12 protein-coding genes are annotated in these 23,571 nt (G+C 67.0%); 6 read left to right on the forward strand and 6 right to left on the reverse strand.

Annotated elements, in window-relative coordinates; genetic code table 11:
* Positions 1–294 precede the first annotated feature (294 nt).
* Positions 295–3,096, forward strand: a complete 2,802-nt coding sequence (locus tag J8847_RS17850) for a TonB-dependent receptor domain-containing protein (RefSeq protein WP_211526058.1) — start codon at positions 295–297, stop codon at positions 3,094–3,096.
* Between the two features lie 68 nt (positions 3,097–3,164).
* Here the strand turns inward: J8847_RS17850 and map are convergent, their stop codons facing one another.
* The 3 genes from map to glnE form a co-directional block, all read right to left on the reverse strand.
* A complete protein-coding gene (gene map / locus J8847_RS17855; protein ID WP_211526059.1) occupies positions 3,165–3,932 on the reverse strand; it encodes a type I methionyl aminopeptidase in 768 nt (255 codons plus the stop codon).
* A 140-nt stretch (positions 3,933–4,072) separates the two neighbouring features.
* Entirely contained in the window at positions 4,073–7,027 is a 2,955-nt protein-coding gene (locus J8847_RS17860) for a TonB-dependent receptor domain-containing protein (RefSeq protein ID WP_211526060.1), read from the reverse strand.
* A 186-nt stretch (positions 7,028–7,213) separates the two neighbouring features.
* Positions 7,214–9,925, reverse strand: coding sequence for a bifunctional [glutamate--ammonia ligase]-adenylyl-L-tyrosine phosphorylase/[glutamate--ammonia-ligase] adenylyltransferase (gene glnE, locus J8847_RS17865; protein ID WP_211526061.1), 2,712 nt, complete (start codon positions 9,923–9,925; stop codon positions 7,214–7,216).
* A 198-nt stretch (positions 9,926–10,123) separates the two neighbouring features.
* Here glnE and J8847_RS17870 point away from each other — a divergent pair, with 198 nt between their 5' ends.
* Both J8847_RS17870 and J8847_RS17875 read left to right on the forward strand, forming a co-directional pair.
* Positions 10,124–14,302 (forward strand): YhdP family protein, encoded by a 4,179-nt coding sequence (locus J8847_RS17870; protein ID WP_211526062.1) that lies wholly within the window; start codon positions 10,124–10,126, stop codon positions 14,300–14,302.
* 1 nt (position 14,303) lies between these two features.
* Entirely contained in the window at positions 14,304–15,101 is a 798-nt protein-coding gene (locus J8847_RS17875; protein WP_211526063.1) for a carbon-nitrogen hydrolase family protein, read from the forward strand.
* A gap of 19 nt (positions 15,102–15,120) precedes the next feature.
* Here J8847_RS17875 and J8847_RS17880 read toward each other — a convergent pair whose 3' ends face one another.
* Positions 15,121–15,519: a hypothetical protein gene (locus tag J8847_RS17880; RefSeq protein ID WP_211526064.1), complete on the reverse strand. Its 399-nt coding sequence runs from the start codon at positions 15,517–15,519 to the stop codon at positions 15,121–15,123.
* Between the two features lie 192 nt (positions 15,520–15,711).
* Between J8847_RS17880 and tldD the strand changes: the two genes are divergently transcribed.
* Positions 15,712–17,172 (forward strand): metalloprotease TldD, encoded by a 1,461-nt coding sequence (gene tldD, locus J8847_RS17885; protein WP_211526065.1) that lies wholly within the window; start codon positions 15,712–15,714, stop codon positions 17,170–17,172.
* A gap of 79 nt (positions 17,173–17,251) precedes the next feature.
* On the opposite strand, the gene J8847_RS24530 is transcribed toward tldD, so the two are convergent.
* On the reverse strand, positions 17,252–17,425 hold the full coding sequence (locus tag J8847_RS24530; RefSeq protein WP_373888785.1) for a hypothetical protein: 174 nt from the start codon (positions 17,423–17,425) through the stop codon (positions 17,252–17,254).
* Positions 17,426–17,710: 285 nt separating this feature from the next.
* Here J8847_RS24530 and J8847_RS17895 point away from each other — a divergent pair, with 285 nt between their 5' ends.
* Both J8847_RS17895 and aroG read left to right on the forward strand, forming a co-directional pair.
* Complete coding sequence (locus J8847_RS17895) at positions 17,711–18,898, forward strand: RNA-guided endonuclease TnpB family protein (RefSeq protein WP_211526066.1); 1,188 nt, start codon at positions 17,711–17,713, stop codon at positions 18,896–18,898.
* 519 nt (positions 18,899–19,417) lie between these two features.
* On the forward strand, positions 19,418–20,476 hold the full coding sequence (aroG, locus tag J8847_RS17900; protein ID WP_211526067.1) for a 3-deoxy-7-phosphoheptulonate synthase AroG: 1,059 nt from the start codon (positions 19,418–19,420) through the stop codon (positions 20,474–20,476).
* A 211-nt stretch (positions 20,477–20,687) separates the two neighbouring features.
* Here aroG and J8847_RS17905 read toward each other — a convergent pair whose 3' ends face one another.
* Positions 20,688–23,537 carry a TonB-dependent receptor domain-containing protein gene (locus J8847_RS17905; RefSeq protein ID WP_211526068.1) on the reverse strand — a complete coding sequence of 950 codons (2,850 nt, stop codon included), beginning with the start codon at positions 23,535–23,537 and terminating at the stop codon, positions 20,688–20,690.
* Between the last annotated feature and the right edge of the window lie 34 nt (positions 23,538–23,571).

Genomic DNA, 23,571 nt, shown 5'->3' on the forward strand with positions numbered 1-23,571 from the left:
AATTACGAAATACGCAGAATATTCAATTAAATAGCCAATCTCTGTTTCATTTGCGCGCCAACCTGTAGTCGATGCCCGCGACACCCGGGCTCGTCCTCCGTTCCCTTTAGCTCGCCGCCAGGCGGAGCTGTCAAGACAACACGCGCGCTTCCGCCTTTTTGTTATATTTATGCAACAAACATTGCCAAAAAGAGAAAAAATTATTTTCCTTGCATAAAGTTGCTGCCAGAATCTGCGCCATATGTACACGTACATATAAAACAGCAACATCAAACCTATAAAGAGGACGGAAAAGTGAAGAAGAAGTTGGTAGTCAAACAGAGCGTCATTGCAGTCGCGCTGGCCATCGGCAGCACGCACGTCGTGGCGCAAACCGGCGCCCAGGAAGCGCCGGCGAACAACATGCAACGTGTGGTCGTGACCGGTTCGAACATCAAGCGCATCGACGGCGAGACCGCATCCCCGGTCACCGTGCTGCGCCGTGAAGACATCAAGGCCTCGGGCGCCAATACGGTGCGCCAGGTGCTCGATACGTTGACCGCGTTCGACACCGGCACCCTGCGCGACGACGGCAGCGCCAGCAGCTTCGCCCGGGGCGCATCCGGCGCCTCGATGCGCGGCCTGGGCAAGGCCGCCACCCTGGTGCTGGTCAACGGCCGCCGCGTCTCGAACTACGCGTTCGCCGACGGCGGCAAGGAAGTCTTCGTCAACGTCGATTCGATCCCGGCCGACGCCGTCGAGCGCGTCGAAGTGCTGAAGGACGGCGCCTCGGCGATCTACGGTTCCGACGCGATGGCCGGCGTGATCAACATCATCACCCGCAACACCTTCGAAGGCGTGCGCGCCAGCGCCAGCGTCGAGCGCAACCAGAGCCACGACTTCGGCGGCCAGGACACCGCCGCCATCCTGGGCGGCATGGGCAACCTCGAGCGCGACGGCTACAACGTCTTCGCCAACCTCGAAGCCTACAAGCGCCGCGGCTACATGCAGTCGGACGTGATCGGCGACTACGCCCCGTGGCACCGCCAGTACGTGAGCCCGGCCTTCGGCGATCCGAGCCTGTTCTCCTTCCCGGGCAACCTGAACGAGCCGAAATCGGCGACCAACCCGACCGCGATCCGCCAGGCCGTGGCTTCCTGCCCGGCCACCCAGCGCAACGCCACCGGCCTGTGCACCAGCGACCTGACCGGCATCACCCCGTGGTCGGACCCGGCCAAGCGCCTGAACTTCTTCAGCCAGGCGCGCTTCAAGCTGGGCGCCGACCTGCGCGGCTTCGCCGAAGCGTCCTACTCGCGCACCGAGACGACCTACCGTTCGCTGCCTTACGCCAACTCGGCCGGCTCGCCGTCCAACTGGTTCGACGGCAACACCAAGACCTCGCAGTCGGTGCCGAAGCCCAAGCTGGCGGTCGGCAACCCGGCCAACCCGTTCAACGTCCCGGTCGGCATCGACTACCGCTTCATGGACGACCTGGACATGTGGGTCAGCCCGTCCGAAGCCAACCAGTTCCGCCTGATGGCCGGCCTGCAGGGCAGCCTGGCCAACGGCTGGGAATGGGAAGCGGCCGCCGGCCGGATCGGCGCCGACGCCAAGTCGCGCGACCACGGCGCCCACCGCACCGCGATGCCGAACGCCGTCACCAGCGGCGAATACAAGATCGGCGGCCCGAACAGCCCCGAGCTGCTGGCCCGCATGTTCCCGGAAATCGGCACCGACGCCGACCTGTCGCAGGACTTCATCGACGCCAAGCTGACCGGCGAACTGATGGCCCTGGGCGGCGGTCCGCTGTCCTTCGCCTTCGGCGGCGAAGTGCGCCGCGAAAGCATGTACGTGCGCTCGACCGACAACGTGGTCAATGCCGAGATCATCAGCCGCGGTTCGCTGTGGATCGACGGCGAGCGCACCATGAGCGCCATCTACGGCGAGCTGCAGGCGCCGCTGACCAAAAAGCTGCAGCTGGACGGGGCCCTGCGCCTCGACAAGAGCCAGGGCTTCGACGCCCACGTGTCGCCGAAGCTGGGCCTGCGCTACACCGTCGTGCCGCAGCTGCTGGTGCGCGGCACCTTCGCGGGCGGCTTCCGTACGCCGAACATCCCCGAGACCCTGGGCAAGGTCGGCCTGACCGGCTTCTTCAACAGCACCCTGGATCCGAAGCGCTGCGACACCGCCACCAAGATCCGCGACATCCTGAAGAACGGCAACGCCACCGACAAGAACGACGCCACCACCGCCTACAACTCGGGCTGCCTGACCTCGATCCCGGCGATGATCTCGGCCAACCGCGACCTGAAGCCGGAAACCTCGCGCAGCGCCACCCTGGGCTTCGTGTTCGAGCCGACCAGGAACATCAACGTCAGCCTCGACTACTTCCAGATCGAGCGCCGCGACGAGATCGCCTACCGCGCCGTGTCCTACGTGCTGGCGCGCGAAGACCAGCCGGAGTACTCGCCCCTGATCGTGCGTAATGCGGTCAGCGACACCGACCGCCGCCTGGCCGATCGCGCCAACCAGCTGAGCCCGGGTGCCAACCTGGCCTTCCCGGTCGGCAACATCCAGTCGCTGCTGCTGAACTACGAGAACTTCGGCAAGACGGAAGTGAAGGGCGTCGACCTCGACTTCGCGACCCGCTTCGGCATGGGCGCCTGGGGCAACCTGAACCTGAGCCTGATGAACACCATCGCGCTCAGCACTCGCACCTGGGACGTCAGCGCCGGCACCTACCGTCCGAACACGGTCGGCCTGCGCGGCACCCCGCGTCTGAGCTCGCTATTCAGCGCGGTCTGGAAGAAGGGCGATGTCACCGCCTCGGTGCGCGTGAACCGTACCTCGAAGACCGCACTGAACTTCGACGAGACCGATGTCGCGACCTGGAACGAAGCGGGCTGCAAGGCGCGCATCAAGCCGACCGACGACCTGCCGTGCTACCGCAAGGCCGACATGCGTACCGACCTGAACTTCGCCTACACGGGGATCAAGGACCTGCGCCTGTCGCTGAACATCCGCAACGCCTTCCTGGATTCGGCCCCGGTCGACCTGCGTGGCGGCTACGCCCTGCGTCCGCGCTCGGTCAAGCTGTCGGCGGAATACCTGTTCTAAGCCGCACTGCGCTGCAAACAAAAACGCCAGCCCCGCGGGGCTGGCGTTTTTTATTTGGCGTCCGATCCTTAGCGGTCCTGGCTGCCGGAAGTCAGGATTTCATAGCCGTTGGCCGTCACCGCCACCATGTGCTCCCACTGGGCCGACAGCGAGCCGTCGCTGGTCACCACGGTCCAGCCGTCCTCGAGCTGGTCGACGTCGGCGCCGCCGATGTTGATCATCGGTTCGACGGTGAAGGTCATGCCTTCCTTGAGCAGCAAGCCGGTATTCGGGCGCCCGTAGTGCAGCACCTGCGGCTCTTCGTGGTAGACGCGGCCGATGCCGTGGCCGCAGTAGTCGCGCACCACCGAATAGCCGGCGGCTTCGGCCAGCTTCTGGATGGCGTGGCCGACGTCGCCCAGGCGGGCGCCGGGGCGCACCGCGCGGATCCCGGCCATCATCGCCTTGTAGGTGGTCTCGACCAGGCGCTGCGCCTCGGGGCGCGGGGTGCCGGCATAGTACATGCGGCTGGTGTCGCCGTGCCAGCCGTCCTTGATCACGGTGACGTCGATGTTGACGATGTCGCCATCCCCGAGCACGTCCTTCTCGCTCGGGATACCGTGGCAGACCACGCCGTTGATCGAGGTGCACAGGGTCTTGGGGAAACCGTGGTAGCCGACGTTGGCCGGGGTGGCCTTCTGCACCTTGCGGATGTATTCGTTGCAGCGGCGGTCGAGTTCCTCGGTGCTGACGCCGGGAACCACGTATTCGCCGATCATCTCGAGCACTTCGGAGGCCAGGCGGCCGGCGACGCGCATTTTCGCGATGTCCTTGTCGTTCTTGAGTTTGATTGCCATGGGCTGTTGGGGGAGGGCGCGCAAAACGCTCATCATACCGCGCCGCCGGAAAAGCAGCGGCGCCAAAAAAAGAAAACGCCCCGAAGGGCGTTTTCTGGTGTGCACCGGAACCGGGCAGGCGAGCCTGCCCGGTACGCGGATTACAGCTTGAAGCGCACGCCGACGTAGAAGCGGCGGCCGATGGCGTCGTAGGTGCCGGCATCGGTTTCGGCGCCGGTGGTGTTGCCCGGCAGGCCGCTGATGATCGGCGGAGCCTTGGTGTCGAACACGTTGTCCAGACCGAAGTACAGCTCGGTCGACTTGCGCAGGGCGTAGGTCAGCTGCAGGTCGGTATAGGTACGCGAACCGACGCCCAGCGACTTGGCCGGCAGGTCGAACTGCGACAGGAACTGGTCGTCCAGGTAGGACTTGCCGATGTAGCTGAAGGTGGTCTGCAGGTTGAACGGACCCACCTGGTAGCCGACGTTCAGCGATGCCTTGTGTTTGGCGGCGCCGATTTCGCCTGCGCCTTCGTCGAGATCAGCATCCGGCAGCGGACGGTTCCACAGGGTGCGGACGTAGGTGTAGGCCAGGCGGCTGTTCAGGCGGCCAGGACCGACGCGGTCGTTCCAGGCTGCGGTCAGGTCGACGCCTTCGGTACCCAGGCCACCGCTGTTGCTGACGGCGGTGTCGATGAACTCCAGCGAGCCGGCGCTGTTGGCGCCGACAGCCGCCGGACGGCGGGTGATGAAGTCGCAGAACGACTGGTCGCCGCCACCGTAGCAGTTACGCAGGGCGTACTGGCGGTCGGTACCCACGATCGCATCCGAGATGTCGATCTTGAAGTAGTCGGCGGTGAAGGTCAGGCGGTTCAGGGCAGCGATCGAGCGCGGGGTCCAGACGACGCCGACGGTGGTCGAGCGGCCTTTTTCTTCGCGCAGGTTCGGGTTGCCGCGGTTGTAGCCGCTGATGCCCTGGATGTCCGACTGGTTCAGGGTGAACGCGCCGTTGGCGTTGATGTTGGCCATCACGCCAGGTGCAGCGCGGCAAGCCGCGTCATACACGCCGGTCGAGGTGGCGGTCACGCCCACGCACGGATCCTGGATGCCGGTCGGGAAGTCCTGGCTCGGCGCCTGGAACAGTTCGTTGATGTTCGGAGCACGGGTCGACAGTGCGCGGGTTGCACGCAGCTTGACGTCCGAGATCGGGCTCCATTCGAAGCCGGCGTTCCAGCCGTTGGTGCGACCGACGGTCGAGTAGTCGCCCGCACGGAACGCGCCCAGCAGGGTCAGCGACTTGGCGAACGGTGCATCCTTCAGCACCGGCACGCGGGTTTCGAGGAAGATTTCCTTGACGCTGAATGCGCCTTCGGTTTCCGGGATCGCGTTGCCGGCGTTCAGGCCAGCCTGGGTCAGTGCGTCAGGCGTCGCGCGCGACTCTTCCTTGCGCCATTCGAAGCCGGTTGCGAACGACACCGCGCCTGCCGGCAGGGTGAACACGTCGCCCGACAGCGAGCCGCCCACCAGTTTCTGGGTGGTGGTGGTTTCCAGCGAACCCGGGGCGGCGATGTAGCGGACCGCTTCAGGGCTCAGGGTGTTGGCGCCGAAGATGTTCGCCGGGACGCAACCCTGGGCGCGCGCGTTGGCGTCGCGGCAGATCGCGTCGGTGACGCTGCCGTTGCCGTTCAGGTCGTCGACGTCGGCGATGGTTTCCAGCGCGTTGCGGAAGTTCAGGACGTTGACCTGGCCGGTCGAGCTCTGGGCTTCCTTGGTCGAGCCGTAGGCGCCATAAACTTCATAGTTGAACTTGTCGAACACCAGGCCCTTCACACCAGTGGCGATGCGGAAGGTGTCGCGTTCGGCGCGGCTGGTGCGGTTGCCGAAGTCCGACATGCGGCGCGTGAAGTAGAAATCGCGCAGGCCGTCGCCGTCGGTGTCGGTGGCGCGGTCGTACAGGTATTGCGGAATGACCGCGTTACGCACGATGCTGTTGCCGATTTGGAATTCGGTCGGAACCTGGCCGCCGGTGGACGGGTAGATGTCTTCAGCGCCCAGTGGGTACGGCTCGATATTGGTCGAGACGCGGGTCGATGCGTAGTTGCCTTCGAAGAAAGCCGAGTGGTTCTCGCTCAGCTGCAGCTCGCCGGTCATCGCGGTCAGGAAACGCTCGGTCGGGATGGCGATGGCGCGATATTGGGAGCGGTTGAAGCCGGTCGCGCTCAGCGTGGCGCTGCCGTTGGTGCTGAACGGGCGCGGGTTGCCGGCGGCGTCGTAAGTGTAGTTGGCGCCGACATCCGGGTCGCCGTAGAAGAAGCGGCCTTGCGGTGCGAAGCTCGAGAAGAACGGACGCTGCGCGACGAAGGCGTCGGCGGCTTCGCCGGTCACGCCGGCCATGCGCGAGAACTGGTCGACCGCGGCGAAGCTGCGGTCGCGCGACATCACCGCACCCTGGCGCGAGTAGCCGATGTGGCCCATGATGTGTGCGCTGCCGTCGTCGTTGCTGGTGCCGAAGGTCGCCGAGATCTTGCGCTTCTGGTCGTCGCCCTGTTCGTAGGTTTCGCCCATCTGCGCGTCCAGCAGGACGCCCTTGAAGTTGCGCTTGGTGATGATGTTGACCACGCCGGCAACCGCGTCCGAGCCGTAGGTCGCCGAGGCGCCGCCGGTCAGCAGTTCGACGCGCTCGATGAAGTCGGTCGGGATGGTGTTCAGGTCGACTGCGGACTCGCCCGGGATGCCGGCGACGAAGCGGCGGCCGTTCAGCAGCACCAGGGTGCGCGAGGTGCCCAGGTTACGCAGGTCGATGGTGGCCACGCCGGCGCTGGAGGTCGAGAAGTTCGAGTTGGTACGGCTGACGGCCGGGGTACCCATGGTCGGGTTCTGCAGCAGCAGTTCCTGCAGGTTGGTAGCGCCCGAAGCGGCGATGTCCGCAGCGCTCAGCACTTGCAGAGGAGAAGGGGACTCGGCGCCAGGTGCTGCAATGCGCGAACCGGTCACCGTCACGACTGCCGGTGCGCTGGCAGGCGCCGGTGCGGTCTGTGCGTAGGCGGCTTGCATGCCGAGAGTCACACCGCCCAGGCAGATCAGCCGGATCGAGCGGGACAGGATAGTTTCCATCATCTTTTAAATACTCCAAGGAAGGATAATCACAGCTGGGTTCAGGCAGCCATGTCCACCATTCAGGTGGGTTGAGGTACAGCCAACCTTGCATTCTTCATAAAGGATGTACGAGTGTCAATTGAACGTGCGAAATGCATACGACCTGTTGTAAATTTGTGTATTGACGGTGCCAGAGGTTGACACAAGTCACTCAAGCAATACATACCAAAGCTGCTCTACCCGCTGCGGGTAGCCGTCCACCAGAGCCGGTTCGACGCGCGCCTTGCCGTCGCCCTGCAGGCGCACCTGGTGCTGGAGCCGGCGCATGGCGCGGTAGGCGTCCGCGACCTGGGTGCCGAGCTCGGCGTCGATCAGGCCCAGTTCGCCGCATAGGCGCAGAAGGGCGATGTTGCCGGCGTTTGCCGTCAGTTGCGGCCACGCGCAGGCGTGGCGCAGCACCAGGTACTGGACGATGAATTCGATGTCGATCATCCCGCCCGGATCGTGCTTGAGGTCGAACAGTTCGCTGCGGTTGACGTTGGCGTCGCGCATGCGGCGGCGCATGTCCGTCACCTCGCGTTTCAGCTCGGCCTCGCGGCCGCTGCGGTCCTTGCGCAATACCTGCTCGCGGATGGCCTCGAAACGCGCGCCGATGGCGGCGTCGCCGGCGCAGAAGCGGGCTCGGGTCAGGGCCTGGTGCTCCCACAGCCAGGCCGAACTGTCCTGGTAGCGCTCGAAGGCCGCTACCGAGGACACCAGCATGCCGCTGGCGCCGTCCGGGCGCAGGGCGATGTCGACGTCGAACAGGATGCCGGCGGCCGTGTGGGCCGTCATCCAGGTGATGAAGCGCTGGGCCAGCTTGGCGTAGTTGGACGGCGCCATGTCGTCCTCGTCGTCGTACAGGAAGATCACGTCGAGGTCGGACACATAGCCCAGCTCCTTGCCGCCCAGCTTGCCGTAGGCGATGACGGCGAAGCGCGGCTCTTCGCGGTGGCGGCTGGCGACCGCGCGCCAGGCGTGCTTGATGGCGGCGCCGACGATGGTGTCGGCCAGGGCCGACAAGTGGTCGGCCAGGCGCTCGACCGAGAGTTCGCCGGCCAGGTCCAGGGCCAGCAGGCGGAACAGCTGGGCGTGGTGGCTTTCGCGCAGGATGTCGAGCTGGCGCTCGGTGTCGCCCTGCGCCTCGTTCAGCTGCTGGTCGAGGGTGGCGGCCAGCTGGGGCAGCTCGTCCGCCCCGTTGTTGCGGTCGTCGAGCAGCTCGTCGAGCAGGATCGGGTGCTGGGTCAGGAAGGTCGCGGCCCAGCCGCTGGCGTTGATCATGCGGATCACGCGCTCGAGCGTGTGCGGGTATTCGGTCAGCAGCGACAGGTAGGCCGAGCGCCGCGCGATCGCCTCGAAGAAGTCGAGCAGGCGGCCCAGGGTGGCGGCATGGCTGCCGATGCCGGCCTCGCGCACCACGGTGGCGATCTGGGGCAGGGCCGCGTCCAGCAGGGTCAGCAGTCGCAGGCGGCTGGCGTCCGGCAGGCTGGCCAGGCGCGGGCCCTGCAGGGTGGCCACCACGCGCGCGGCGCCGCCCTCGGGATCGTCGAAGCCCAGCTGGGCCAGGCGGGCGCCCAGCGCTTCGCGGTTTTCCGGATCGTCCGCCAGCGCCGGCGCGTCCGGGTCGGCGCCCTCGCTCTTGTCGGCGAAGATGGCGTCGAACTGGGCGGCGACGAAGGCGCGCTGCTCTTCCATGCGCGCCAGCAGGGCGGCTTCGTCCGCCAGGCCCATCATGCGCGCGACGATCAGGCGGTCGGCTTCGTTGGCGGGCAGGGTGTGGGTCTGGGCGTCTTCCAGGTATTGCAGCCGGTGCTCCAGGTTGCGCAGGAAGGTGTAGGCCTGCAGCAGCTGCTCGACCGTCTCCGGCGGCAGCAGCTCGCGCTCGGCCAGCAGGCGCAGGGTCGCGCGGGTGGAGCGTTCGCGCAGGGCCGGGTCGCGCCCGCCGCGGATCAGCTGGAACACCTGGGCTAGGAATTCGATCTCGCGGATCCCGCCGCGGCCCAGCTTGACGTTGTGGCTGCGCTCGGGATGCAGGCGCTCCTGGCGCTTGACCTCGGCGCGGATCTGGGCGTGCATGTTGCGGATCGCGTCGATCACGCCGAAGTCGAGGTAGCGGCGGAACACGAAGGGGCGCACGATCGCGTCCAGCGCCGCGATGTCCTCGGCCTCGCCGGTGACGGCACGCGCCTTGACCCAGGCATAGCGTTCCCATTCGCGCCCCTGGACGATCAGGTATTCCTCGACCATGGCCAGGCTGGCCGCCAGCGGACCGGACTTGCCGTTCGGGCGCAGCGCCATGTCGACCCGGAAGGTGAAGCCGTCCTCGATCACTTCGGACAGGGCGGCGATCAGTCGGCGCCCCAGGCGCACGAAGAATTCGTGGTTCGAGAGCTGGCGCTGGCCGGGGCCGGCGGCGGTCTCGCCGTCCTCGGGGTAGACGAAGATCAGGTCGATGTCCGAAGAGACATTCAGTTCTCCGCCGCCCTGCTTGCCCATGGCCAGCACCATCATGCGCTGGGGTCGGCCGGATTCCTCGCCCATCGGGACGCCATGGGCGGCCTCGAGTTCGGCGCGCAGGAGCTCGGCGTGGGTCTGGATCGCGAAGTCGGCGAAGGCCGTCATGGCCGTCACCACCTCGTGCAGGTCGGCCTGTCCGGCCAGGTCGCGCTCGATGATGGCGGCGACGAGCAGGTTGCGCACCCGGCGCATGGCGCGTTCCGGCGGCAGGCCGGCGGCCAGCTCGTGTTCCAGCAAGGCGCGGAAATCGGCCTGGGCCAGCGATAATCGGGTCAGCTCGGCGAGTTGGGCGGCCCGGGTGGGGGCGGCATCGAGCCAGCGTTGGTAAAAGCGCGACGCGCACGCCGGGGAAGCAGGGTTCATTCAGTGTATCCGCGAAAGTGTTGCGTTCCGGCAGGCGGTGCTATGCGGTAGAATTGCCCGCCATGCTGCCCGGGGTCAGCATGATGGTAAGGTAGACGCCGCGACTGTTGCAAGCGATGTTGTTGATAAAGAATTAATTCGGGAGGCCGGCTCGTGCGCCGGGCTTCCCTAACGGCGAGCCTTGAGTTGAGCACTTTGATGGACAACCAGGAACCGCAGGCCGCGCCTGCGCACCTGCCGCTTGCCGTGCGCTGGCGGCGGCTGCGCGCCGCCTATCGGGTGGCGAACCTGGCCTCGCACCATGTGCTCGGCTTTACCATCAAGCTCATCCTGCTCGTCTATTTCTCGCTTGCCGTGCTGTTCCTGGTGCTGCGCTACGCGGTGCTGCCGAATATCGATATGTACAAGGGCGATATCGAGCGCGCCGCCAGCCGCGCGCTGGGCGGGCAGGTCACCATCGCCGCCATCGACGCTTCCTGGAAGGGATTGCGTCCCGCGCTCTCGCTGCAGGACGTGCGCCTGCACGACCGCGCCGGACGCCAGGCGCTGGCGCTGCCGGGCGTCTCGGCGGTCCTGTCCTGGTGGACCGTGGCCGCCCTCGAGCCGCGCCTGGAGCAGCTCGAGATCCGCAACCCGCGGCTGAGCGTGCGCCGCGGGCCGGACGGCGTGATCGAAGTGGCCGGCGTGCGCCTCGACCCGAAGAGCGAGGACAAGGGCGGCGCCGACTGGCTGTTCCGCCAGCGCGAGATCGTGATCCGCGGCGGACAGGTGGACTGGACCGACGAGCTGCGCGGGCGCGAGACCCTGCGCCTGAGCGGCGTCACCTTCGCCTTGCTGAACCGCTGGGGAACCCACCACGCCGCCCTGCGCGCCACGCCGCCGCGCGCGCTCGGCAGTCCGGTCGAGCTGCGCGCCCAGTTCCGCCACCGTTTCGGCGCCCGTCCCTCCGACATTTACCGCTGGAAAGGCGAACTCTACGCCGAGCTGCGCGACGCCGACCTGGCCGCCTGGAAGCGCCATATCGACTATCCGGTCCAGCTGACCCAGGGGCGCGGCTCGCTGCGCGCCTGGCTCAGCGTCGACCAGGCGCGCCTGGCCGGCTTCACCGCCGACCTGGCCCTGGCCGACGTCGCCGCGCGCCTGGGCAAGGACGCCGCCCCGCTGGCGCTGGCGCGCCTGAGCGGCCGCCTGTCGGCACGCGAGGAAATGATTGCAGGTAAGGACGACGGCAAGCCCACCTTCGGCGCCCACGGCCACACGCTCAGCCTGGAAAACCTGGCGGTGGTCACCCGCGACGGCCGCGCGCTGCCGCCGGCCACCCTGGAAGAAACCTGGCGCCCGGCGCGCGCCGGCCGCCCCGAACAGGGCGAGCTCACCGCGCGCCACCTGGACCTGGGCGCGCTGGCGGTGCTGGCGCAGTCGATGCCGATCACCCCGCTGCAGCGCCAGCTGCTGGCCGACTACGCGCCGCGCGGCCGCCTGGTCGACGTCACCGCCGAGTGGACCGGGCGCTTCCCGCAGGTGAGCGGCTACCGCATCCGCGGCGAAGTCGAGGGCCTGGCTGTGAACCCGCAGCCGGCGCGCCCGGCCCAGCCCGCCCGTCCGGGGATTGCCGCGGTGCCGGCGCGCGCGGCGATGCCCGGCTTCGACAACCTGAGCGGCAGCATCGACGCCACCGAGCGCGGCGGTTCGGTGGACCTCGATTCCAGCCGGCTGGCGCTGCGCATGCCGGCCTGGTTCGCCGAGCCGGCCATGGACTTCGACCGCCTGCTGCTCAAGGCGCGCTGGAACTACGAGCCGGCGCGCCAGCTGCTGCTCGAGGTCGAGAACTTCGAATTCCACCAGGGAGCGCTGAACGCGAAGCTCTCGGGCCGCCACCTGCTGCCGCTCGAGCCGGGCCACGGCCCCGGCAATGCCGATTTCATCGGCAAGCTGGACGGCTTCGAGATCGGCCAGGTGGGACGCTTCCTGCCGCTGGCCACGCCCGAGAACCTGCGGCACTGGCTGACCGGCGCGCTGCAGGGCGGGCGCCTGCGCGACACCAGCCTGCGCCTGCGCGGCGACCTGGCCGAGTTCCCGTTCCGCGCCGGCAGCCTGGCCGAGCGGGCGCGCGGTGAGTTCCGCGTCGCCGGCCGCCTGGAAAACGCGCGCCTGGAATACGCGCCCGGCCACCGCCACCCGGACGGCGCCCCGCAGTGGCCGCTGGCCGAGCAGATCAACGGCCACATCGAGTTCGACCGCGCGCGCATGGAGATCCGCGGCGACACCCTGCGCACCCTGGGGGTGGCGCTGTCGAACGTCAAGGCCGTGATCCCGGACCTGGGCGCGCACGAGCAATTGACGCTGGAAATCGACGGCAACGCCGCCGGACCGATGCAGGAATTCCTGCGCTACGTATCGGTCACGCCGGTGCTGGAATGGATCGGCCACTTCACCGAGGAAACGCGCGCCAGTGGCAACGCGCGGCTTAGCCTGAAGCTGCGCATGCCGCTGCACCACCTGCCGGACACCAAGGTCCAGGGCAGCCTGCAACTGCTGGGCAATGACGTCAGCCTGTTCCCGGAACTGCCGCCGCTGCAGGCGGCGCTGGGCCGGATCGAATTCTTCGAGCGCGGCGTCAACCTGAACGGCGTCGGCGCGAGCTTCCTGGGCGGGCCGCTGAGCCTGGCGGGCGGCACCCAGCGCGACGGCAGCATCGCGATCCGCCTGGGCGGCACCCTGTCGGCCGAGGGCATGCGCCGCACCGCGCCGATGCCGGAGCTGGCGCGCCTGGGCCAGCGCCTGTCGGGCAGCACGCGCTACATGGGCCTGGTGACGGTGAAGGAAGGCCGGCGCACGGTCACGCTCGACTCCAGCCTGGCCGGGCTGGGCCTGGAACTGCCGGCCCCGCTCAACAAGCCGCAGGGCGACATCCTGCCGCTGCACTTTACCCTGGCCGGCGAGCCCGGCGTGAACGGGCAGGGCCGCGACGAGATCCGGGTCAGCCTGGGCCAGAACCTGGCGGCGCGCTACCTGCGCGAAAAGCAGGGACGCGGTCCCTGGATCGTGACCCGCGGCGGCATCGGCGTCAACCTGCCGGCGCCGGAGCCGGACAGCGGCCTGATGCTCAACGTGAACATGAAGGCCCTCAACATCGACCAGTGGATCGCGGCCGGGCGCGCGATCGCCGGCGAGGATGGGCCGGCCGGCGGCACGCCTGCCGGGAGCGGCGGCGTGGCCCAGTATGTGCTGCCCTCGGTCATGAGCGGCAGGGTGGGCGAGGTGACGCTCGGCGAGCGCAGGCTGGCCGAGGTGGTGGCCGGCGTCACCCACCAGCGGGACACCTGGCAGGCCAGCATCCATTCGCGCCAGGCGGTCGGCTACGTGACCTGGGCCGACGCCTCCAGCGGCGTGGGCAAGGTGACCGCGCGCCTGGCCTCGCTCGTGATCCCGCCCTCGGCCGAGGCCGAGGTCAAGGACCTGCTCGAATCGCACCGCGGCGCCAGCGCCACCATTCCTTCGCTCGACATCGTGGCCGAGCATTTCGAGCTGTTCGACAAGCGTCTGGGCCGGCTGGAACTGCACGCCAGCAACGTGCAAGCCCTGGCCGGGCGCGAATGGCGCATCGACCGCCTGGCGCTGGACAACCCGGACGGCCAGCTCAAGGCCGCCGGCCGCTGGCTGACCAAGGACGGCAAGAGCAATACCAGCCTCAACTTCTCGCTCGACATCCTCGACGCCGGCCGCCTGCTGGACCGCCTGGGTTTCCCCGAAACCTTGCGCCGCGGCAAAGGCAAGATGTCGGGCGATATTTCCTGGGCCGGGCTGCCGTACGCGATGGACATTCCCAGCCTGTCGGGCCAGATCGAGATGAATGTCGAGTCGGGCCAGTTCCTCAAGCAGGATCCGGGCGCGGCCAAGCTGCTGGGCGTGCTCAGCCTGCAGGCCTTGCCGCGCCTGCTCAAGCTCGATTTCCACGACGTGTTCTCGGAAGGCCTGGCCTTCGACGGCATCAGCGCCAACGCCATGATCCAGCGCGGCGTGCTGCGCACCGACAACCTCAAGATGCATGGCGTGGCCGCCACCGTGCTGATGGACGGCACCGCCGACATCGCCCACGAGACGACCAACCTGCGCGTGGTCGTGATCCCGGAATTCAACCTCGGCACTGGTCCGCTGGTCTATGGCCTGGCGGTGAACCCGGTGATCGGCCTGGGCGGCTTCCTGGCCCAGCTGTTCCTGCGGGCGCCGGTGATGAAGGCGCTCACTTACCAGATGCAGGTCACGGGACCGTGGAAGTCCCCGACCATTACCAAGCTCGACAACCCGCCGCCGGCCGCGGCCGCCGCTGCCGCCGCATCGGCCGCCGCCGCGCGCGCCAACGCGAAAAAGGAATGAGATGACGACCGTAGCCGCAGTCCAGATGGTTTCCACTCCGCAGGTCAGCGACAACCTGGCCACCGTCCGCCGCCTGGTGGGCGAGGCCGCCGCCAGGGGCGCCGGCCTGGTGGCCCTGCCGGAATACTGGCCGATCATGGGCATGAGCGACGCCGACAAGGTGGCGCATGCCGAGCAGCCGGGCAGCGGACCGATCCAGGACTGCATGGCGGCGCTGGCGCGCGAGCACGGCGTCTGGCTGATCGGCGGCACCCTGCCGCTGGTGTCGAAGGAAGACGGCAAGGTGCTCAACACCACCCTGGTCTACGACCCGCAGGGGCAGGCCGTGAGCCGCTACGACAAGATCCACCTGTTCGGCTTCAACAAGGGCAGCGAATCCTACGACGAGGCGCGCACCATCGTGCCGGGCGAGACCATCGGCAGCTTCGAGGCGCCTTTCGGGCGGGTCGGCCTGTCGATCTGCTACGACCTGCGCTTCCCGGAACTGTTCCGCGCGATGGGCGAGTGCGCCCTGATCGTGGTGCCGGCAGCCTTCACCCACACCACCGGCCGCGCGCACTGGGAAGTCCTGCTGCGCGCCCGCGCGATCGAGAACCAGTGCTATGTGCTGGCGGCGGCCCAGGGCGGCCTGCACGAGAACGGCCGCCGCACCTTCGGCCATAGCATGCTGATCGACCCCTGGGGCGAAGTGAAGGCGGTGCTGCCGGAAGGCGAGGGCGTGGTCTGCGGCGAGCTGGATCCGGCCTTCCTGGCCGGGGTGCGCGAGAGCCTGCCGGCGCTGCGGCACCGGAAGATGTAAGGGCGGGGAAGGGCGGCGCCTAAGGACGCGCCGCCCCACAGCTGCGCTCGGCGAGGTAGGGCTTGTCCTGGCTCTCCGAGGCCAGCTGGGCCGAGCGCGACAGGATGCGCACGCCGGGGGCGATGGCCGCCCGGTCGATCGCTTCCTGGGCGGCGGCCAGCTCGCTCCTGCCGGCGCCGTCGGTGTAGAGAAGCTCGAACCGTACAACGCCTTCAAAAGTCATGGATTGCAAGTCGGCCACATTGGGCAGCTTGAGGAGCAGCTTTTCGAGAGGCGCAGTGACCCTGTTCACGATGCTGGCCGCAGCCTTCTCATCCACGCACACTTCGACGACCACCACCTGGGCGGGCGCAGGCGTGGCATGGGCTGGTGCGGCGCTGCAGAGCAGGGCGGCGGCAAGCGGGACTACCTGTTTCAAGCGCATCGCAACTCCTTGGAGGTTTTCTACGATATTGCCATCGAGGAAAGCCGGTGGCAATGCGGCCTGGATGAAGTGACGCCAGGCTTGCGCCGGACCCCCGTGCGGTGCGCGCGGCAGCCTGACTTGCGTCCGGTACGACGGGCCCGGATATGGCACAATGCCCATTCCACAAGAGAGACCGAACGCAAAATGACTCCATTCGAACCGAACCTTTCCTCCATCGCCGTCGCCCGCGACGTGCTGTTGACGCCTTTCGGCCTCGACGAGGGCAAGTTGCTGCGCGCGCTGGGTACGATGTTCACGCACAAGGTCGACTACGCCGACCTGTATTTCCAGTTCACCAAGAGCGAGGGCTGGAGCCTGGAAGAGGGCATCGTCAAGACCGGCAGCTTCTCGATCGACCAGGGTGTCGGCGTGCGCGCCATCTCGGGCGACAAGACCGCCTTTTCCTATTCCGACGAGATTTCCGAGCGCGCGCTGCTGGACGCGGCCAGCGCCACCCGCACCATCGCGCGCGCCGGCGCGGGCCGGGTGAAGGTCGCGGGCGCGGCGCGCCCGACCGGCGGCCGCTCGCTCTACCTGCCGCACGATCCGCTGGCTTCCCTCGACGCCACCGAAAAGGTGCGCCTGCTCGAGCGCGTCGAGAAGATGGCGCGCGCCAAGGACCCGCGCGTGGTCCAGGTGATGGCCGGCCTGGCCGCCGAATACGACGTGGTGCTGGTGGTGCGCAGCGACGGCGTGCTGGCCGCGGACATCCGCCCGCTGGTGCGCGTCTCGCTGACCGTGATCGCCGAGCAGAACGGCCGCCGCGAAGTCGGTTCCTCGGGCGGCGGCGGACGCTACGACTACGGCTACTTCACCGACGACATCCTCGACTTCTACGCGACTGAAGCGGTCAAGTCGGCCTGCGTCAACCTGGAGGCGCGCCCGGCCCCGGCCGGTCCGATGACCATTGTGCTGGGACCGGGCTGGCCCGGCGTGCTGCTGCACGAGGCGGTCGGCCACGGCCTGGAAGGCGACTTCAACCGCAAGGGCTCGTCCTCCTACGCCGGCATGATCGGCCAGCGCGTGGCGGCCAAGGGCGTCACCGTGGTCGACGACGGCACCATCAAGGACCGCCGCGGCTCGCTGAACATGGACGACGAGGGCAACCCGACCCAGTGCACCACCCTGATCGAGGACGGCATCCTGAAGGGCTATATCCAGGACACCATGAACGCACGCCTGATGAAGATGCCGGTTACCGGCAACGCGCGCCGCGAGTCCTTTGCCCACCTGCCGATGCCGCGCATGACCAACACCTACATGCTGGCCGGCGACAAGGACCCGCAAGAGATCCTGGAATCGGTCAAGAACGGCCTGTATGCGGTCAATTTCGGTGGCGGCCAGGTCGACATCACCAACGGCAAGTTCGTGTTCTCGGCCAGCGAAGCCTACATGATCGAGAACGGCAAGATCAGCTATCCGGTCAAGGGCGCAACCCTGATCGGCAATGGCCCGGACGTGATGAACCGCATCTCCATGATCGGCAACGACATGAAGCTCGATACCGGCGTCGGCGTGTGCGGCAAGGAAGGCCAGAGCGTGCCGGTGGGCGTCGGCCAGCCGACCCTGCGCATCGACGGCGTGACGGTGGGCGGCACCGCCTGATCCACGGCCGCGCCATCCCCAACGCCCGGTTGTCGCCGGGCGTTGTCGTTTCTAGGGCAATGCGCCGCGGCGCCGGCCATCAGAAGCTGACTTTCGCCCCCAGGGTGAAGAAGCGCCCGATCGCCCCGTAGTAGTCGAGCGGGTTGTAGGAGGTGGCGCCATAGGTCAGCGGGTCGAGCGGCGGCAGCTTGTCGAACACGTTCTGGATCGAGCCGAACACTTCCCAGCGCGGCTGCGGCTTCCAGCGCAGCACCAGGCCCACCGTGGTGAACGAGGCCAGTTCGCAATTCGTCGGCGCATCGTTGCCGTGGGCGGAATGGCTGGCGCAACCGTCGGGGTTGTCCTTGAACAGGGTTCAAGCAGTTTGCCGGGAATTTGGCTACAGCTGCACGGTCTCAAGGAATATGAAAACATACGTCTCCATCGAAACCGTTTCAATTCGCGCCGGCACGCAGTCCAGCGCCGTTGTACGGACGACGGCCGGCCGCAGCACGGCAGCGGCCAGGTGCGGTAGCAGGCTGCGCCACCGGGAGGCGCCGTGCTCATAGCGCATCGCATTCGGCTCGATCCCAACAATGTCCAGGCGACGTATCTCTCTCGGGCGGCCGGCGTGGCGCGCTTCGCCTACAACTGGGCTTTAGACGAGTGGGGCAAACAGTACGAAGCCTGCAAGGCCGATCCATCGCTGCCCAAGCCGTCCGAAGCGGCGCTGCGGCGCCAGCTCAATGCCATCAAGCGCGAACAATTTCCCTGGATGTTGGAAGTAACCAAGAATGCGCCCCAGATGGCGATCATGCAGCTGGGCCGCGCCTTCGACAATTTTTTCAACAAGCGCGCCCGCTATCCGACCTTCCGCCGTAAAGGGCGCGATGACCGGTTTACATTGAGCAACGATCAGTTCCGGGTCGAGGACAAGCGGATCCGCATCCCGAAGCTGGGCTGGGTCCGCATGTGCGAAGCCCTGCGTTTTACCGGCCGGATCGTATCGGCCACGGTCTGCCGCGTCGCCGATCACTGGTACGCCAGCATCACCGTCGACACTCATGAACTGTCCCTGCCGCCAGCCGAAAACCAAGGCGCGGTCGGGGTGGATTTCGGAGTCTCGACGCTGGCAACCCTGTCGACCGGGGAGAAATTCGAAGGACCGAAGGCATTGCACGCCTTGCTGCCGCGCCTGCGCCGCCTGTCGCGCAGCCTGTCATGCAAGGTGAAGGGTTCGCGCAACCGGGCGAAGGAGAAGCTGAAACTGGCGCGCCTGCACGCACGGATCGGCAACATTCGACGCGACAGCCTGCATCAACTGAGCACGAGCATTACGCGCCGCTTCCACACGATCGGAATCGAGGACCTGAACGTCAAGGGCATGCTGGCCAATGGCTGCCTGGCCCGGGCGATCTCGGACATGGGTTTCCACGAGCTGCGCCGCCAGATGGAATACAAGGCGGCGTGGCGCGGCGGCCGGGTGGTGGTGGCGGACCGCTGGTACCCGAGCAGCAAGCTGTGCTCCGGCTGTGGCTATCGAATGGAAGCGCTAAGCCTGGCGATCCGCCACTGGGCCTGCCCGGGATGCGGGACGGCGCACGAGCGCGACGTCAATGCCGCCGTGAACTTGAGAAGTCACGCGGTGAGTTCCACCGTGTCTGCCTGCGGAGGGGAAGGCTCTGGCCCAGCGCGCGAGCGGGGCGAAATCGGCCCCTGTGAAGTAGGAATCCGGCAGCAAAGTTAACTATGGATAGCTATGCGCAAGTCCGGAAGAACGGTCTCAGTCATGGATCGGACTGCAGGTAGTTGGCATGGTCCCGGCCGCGCGCTCGCTGTGGCTTTGAGGCGCATCAATTGCTAACGCTCTATTTCTTGATCTAGTGAGCCTGCGCACGGCGGCCGGGCTGGGAGCGACTTTTGCATCGGCAGCCGGAAGAGCGCTGATCTGTCTCAAGGGGCCGGTCGGGAGGGGAAGAGGGTATCGGCTTGTCGCCACTAATTGTTGTCTGTACAAGCGTGAATCAGCCGATAAAAGGCTTGCCAATCTTCACAGCTTGTTGTTATAGTCAGACGAACAACCGGACCTCGTATGCGCCAGAACGTCTTCTTTACCTGCTACTTTTACTTTAGCGATTCCAGCCCGATGGCGGTGGAGTAGCGGCAGGTTCACGCGACAACGAACAAGTCCCAGCAAATCCAGACAAACCGCCAGCGATGGCGGTTTTTTCATTTTCAGCCCAGACATCACGAAACGGAGTACAGCATGCCTCGCACCGACGACTTACGCATCCGCGAAATGAAGGAACTGACGCCGCCCTCGCACCTGATCCGCGAGTTCCCGGTGAGCCCTCAGGCCGAGCAGACCGCCGCGGACGCGCGCGTGGCGCTGCACCGCATCCTGCACGGCCAGGACGACCGCCTGATGGTGGTGGTCGGCCCGTGTTCGATCCACGATCCGAAGGCCGCGCTCGAGTATGCGCGCCGCCTGGTGGAGCAGCGCCGCCGCTTCGCGGGCGAACTCGAGATCGTGATGCGCGTGTATTTCGAGAAGCCGCGCACCACGGTCGGCTGGAAGGGCATGATCAACGATCCGTACATGGACAACAGTTTCCGCATCAACGACGGCCTGCGCATGGCGCGCGAGCTGCTGCGCGACGTCAACGAGATGGGCCTGCCCGCCGGCACCGAGTTCCTGGACGTGATCAGCCCGCAGTACATCGCCGACCTGATTTCCTGGGGCGCGATCGGCGCCCGCACCACCGAGTCGCAGGTGCACCGCGAGCTGGCGTCGGGACTGTCCTGTCCGGTCGGCTTCAAGAACGGCACCGACGGCAACATCAAGATCGCCGCCGACGCCATCAAGGCGGCTTCGCAGCCCCACCACTTCCTGTCGGTGACCAAGGGCGGCCACTCGGCGATCGTCTCGACCTCGGGCAACGAGGACTGCCACATCATCCTGCGCGGCGGCAAGGCGCCGAACTACGACGCGGCCAGCGTGGAGGACGCCTGCAGGCAGCTGGCGGCCAACGGCCTGGCCGGGCGCCTGATGATCGACGCCTCGCATGCCAACAGCAGCAAGAATCCGCAGAACCAGGTGCCGGTGTGCGCCGACATCGGCAAGCAGATCGCGGCCGGCGACGACCGCATCGTGGGCGTGATGATCGAGTCGCACCTGGTGGGCGGCAGGCAGGACCTGGTGCCGGGCCAGGAGCTGACCTACGGCCAGTCGGTGACCGACGGCTGCATCGACTGGGACACCAGCGTCGGCGTGCTGGAAGGGCTGGCGCAGGCGGTGCGCCAGCGCCGGGTGCGGCAGGAATAAGGCCGGCACTGCGCGGCGGCCTTCGCCGGGATGAAGTTCATGAAGTACGTTTGAAAATAGGCGCTGTCCTTAGTTCACGCTCCTCTAGCACGTCATCCCGGCGAAGGCCGGGATCCAAGTTTGTCCGCGTCGACATGGCTTCACAATCAGACACCGAATGAAAAACGGCGCACCGAAGTGCGCCGTTTTGTTTTTGCAGCCTTGACGAGGCTCAGAACTTCGCGGTCAGGTTGAGGAACACGCGGCGTCCGAGGGCGTCATACACCTGCGGGAAGGTATTGCCGTTGCCGAAGGTCGAGGAAGTCACGGCGCCCACCGGCGGGTCCTTGTCGAGCAGGTTGTTGATGCCCGCGCGCAGGGCCAGCCACTTGGTCGCCTGCCAGCTGGCGGCGAGGTCCAGGTAGTTCTGGCGGCCGAAGGTGGCGTCGCCCGTCTCGAAGTTGCCCTTGAGCTGAGGGTCGCTGCTGGTCGAGGACAGTTTCACCTCGTCGATGAAGCGCCAGGTCAGGGCCAGGTCCATGCGCCACGGCGAGGACCAGGTCACGCGCAGCTTGTGGCGCCATTCCGGCAGCGGGGTGCCGCAGCTCGGCCCGAACAGGCCGGCGCAGTCGTAGGCGCCCTTGCCCGGCGCGTCTTCCTGCAGGAACTCCTTGAGCCAGGTGCCGGTCATCGCGAAGTCCAGCGAGCCGAGGCCGCTGCCGAGGTTCTGGCGGAAGTTGGCCGCCACGTCCAGGCCCGAGGTCTTGCGCATGCCCAGGTTCTGGTTGTTGGCGATGATGCGCGCCGTCGTCTCCATCCACAGCGAGCCCTGGCTGTCGCGCTGGATCAGCGAGCAGGCGGCCGGATTGCCGGTTTCCAGGCAGTCGTTCAGGGTGGTCGTCGCCGGCAGGGCCGAGATCACGTCTTCCACCTTCATGTTGAAGTAGTCGAGGGTGAGCGACAGGTTGCGCATCGGGGTCAGCACCAGGCCCACGGTGTAGGTCTTGGCGGTTTCCGGCTTCAGGTCGGCGTTGCCGCCGAACAGGGCGTTGTACTGGCCGGCCGCGTTGTCGCGGATATTGCCGTACTGGGCGGCGGTCACGCCGGTGCGGGCGCATTGCTCCAGGGTCGCGCTCGGGGTGGCGCCGGCGCACGGATCTTCGTCGTTGTCGTACAGGCCCAGGCCGACCGGGGTGAACATCTCGACCACGTTGGCGGCGCGCACCGCCCTTTGGTACGAGGCGCGCACCTTGGCCAGCGACATCGGCGCCCATTCGAGGCCCAGGCCGTAGGAATTGGTCTTGTAGCCGGTGTTGTAGTCCGAACGGCGGTAGGAGGCGTTCAGCGACAGGTCGTCCGCGAACGGCTGCTTGGACAGCAGCGGAATGCGCGCTTCGGCGAAGTAGTCCTTCACGCTGTACTCGCCGCCCACGTTCTGGGTCGGACCGCCTTGGCCGGCCAGGTCGCCGGTGGCGAAGGCGGTGTCGACGGTGCGCTCCAGTTTCTCGGTGCGGTGCTCGAAGCCGAAGTTGACGCCGATGCCTTCCTCGGTGCCCGGCATGGTCCAGCCGTAGTCCGAGAGGTTGGTGCCGACGTTGGCGCCGATCACGCTCTGGCTGGTGTAGCCTTTCTGGAAGCCCGGGGTCTGCAGGTACTCGAGCATCTGCGGGGTCACCTTGCCCAGCGCCCAGATGTTGTAGGGGACGCAGCCCGCCAGGCCGCTGCGGCACACCGGCGCCCCGCTGGCGTCGGCGACCACGTCGAGGGCGGCCTGCAGGCGGGTGTTGGAGAAGTCGTTCAGGTAGTTTTCCTGGAACAGCACCTTGCCCATCTGGCCGAACACGTCGTAGTTCCAGTTGCCGATGTCGCCCTTGAGGCCGACCACGCCGCGGAAGGAGGTGTGGCGCAGGTTGTCCTGGCGGCCGCCGCCTTCGACGTTGCGGCGCAGGATGAACACGTCGGCCGTGTCGCCCGGCGCGTTCAGGCCGAGCGCGCTGCGCCAGGCGCTCGACAGGAAGGGGTTCTCGAAGCTCACCGGCACGGTCAGGCCGAAGATGCCGGACGGGGCGATCTGGGCCACGGTGTGGTCGTCGTGGAAGCTGGCCTCGGTGTAGAGCCGGGTGTTGTCGTTGATGTTGTAGTGCGCGAAGGCGTTGAAGCCGTAGCGCTCCGACGGGCGCTGGAAATAGTTCAGCGGACCGTAGTTGTACAGGTCGGCCGGGTCGGCGAAGGGACGCACGCCGCCGTTGGCGTCGGCCACGGTCAGGTCGCCGCCGTCGGTCACGAACAGGCCCGGGAAGGAGGTGTAGGAGCCGCCGCAGTTGAAGGTATTGCCCTCGGTGCCGCCCAGCGCGCAGGCCGAGTAGTCGCGTTCCGATTGCAGCAGCGCGTCTTCCTTCTTGTAGTTGAAGAAGACCGTCACGTTGCCGCGGTTGTCGGCGAAGTTACCGCCCAACAGCAGGTTGGCGTCGCTGATCTTGCCGTCGGCGCCTTTGTCGCCCGGCAGCGGGTAATTGCTGCGGCGCGTCGCATCGGCCACGCGCCCGTTGTTTTGCTGATGGTTGTAGAAGCTGTGGTTCAGTTCGATCTGGGCGCCCTGGAACTTGTCGTTCATGATGAAGTTCACCACGCCTGCCACGGCGTCGGAGCCGTACACGGCCGATGCGCCGCCGGTGAGCACCTCGACGCGCTTGATCAGCGGCGCCGGAATCTGGTTCAGGTCGGCCGCGGTATTCGACGGGCTGCCAGCCGGCAGGCGGCGGCCGTTGACCAGCACCAGGGTGCGGTCGGCGCCGAAGTTACGCAGGTTCACCGTCGCGGTGCCGCTCGAGCCGTTGGAAATCGTGCCGCCCTGGTCGGCGAACACCTGGGGCAGGTTGTTCAGCAGGTTCTCGACGGAGCGCACGCCGTCCATCTTGATTTCCTGGGCGCTGACCACGGTCACCGGGCTGGTGCCTTCCAGGTTGGCCATCGGAATGCGCGAACCGGTGACTTCGACGCGCTGCAGCTGGCCCTCGGCCGGCGCCTGCGGCGCTTCCTGCGCATAGGCAGAGGCGGCGACCGCCATGCCACTTGCGAACATCAAACGTACTGAACGAGATAAAACTGTTTCAACC

Source organism: Massilia sp. AB1 (assembly GCF_018119385.1).
GTDB lineage: Bacteria > Pseudomonadota > Gammaproteobacteria > Burkholderiales > Burkholderiaceae_D > Telluria.

What these genes read in the sequence shown, in the direction of transcription:
- map (WP_211526059.1), bottom strand. Translation starts at nt 3,932, where the DNA reads ATGGCAATCAAACTCAAGAACGACAAGGACATCGCGAAAATGCGCGTC.
- J8847_RS17860 (WP_211526060.1), bottom strand. Translation starts at nt 7,027, where the DNA reads ATGATGGAAACTATCCTGTCCCGCTCGATCCGGCTGATCTGCCTGGGC.
- glnE (WP_211526061.1), bottom strand. Translation starts at nt 9,925, where the DNA reads ATGAACCCTGCTTCCCCGGCGTGCGCGTCGCGCTTTTACCAACGCTGG.
- J8847_RS17870 (WP_211526062.1), top strand. Translation starts at nt 10,124, where the DNA reads ATGGACAACCAGGAACCGCAGGCCGCGCCTGCGCACCTGCCGCTTGCC.
- J8847_RS17875 (WP_211526063.1), top strand. Translation starts at nt 14,304, where the DNA reads ATGACGACCGTAGCCGCAGTCCAGATGGTTTCCACTCCGCAGGTCAGC.
- tldD (WP_211526065.1), top strand. Translation starts at nt 15,712, where the DNA reads ATGACTCCATTCGAACCGAACCTTTCCTCCATCGCCGTCGCCCGCGAC.
- aroG (WP_211526067.1), top strand. Translation starts at nt 19,418, where the DNA reads ATGCCTCGCACCGACGACTTACGCATCCGCGAAATGAAGGAACTGACG.
- J8847_RS17905 (WP_211526068.1), bottom strand. Translation starts at nt 23,537, where the DNA reads ATGTTCGCAAGTGGCATGGCGGTCGCCGCCTCTGCCTATGCGCAGGAA.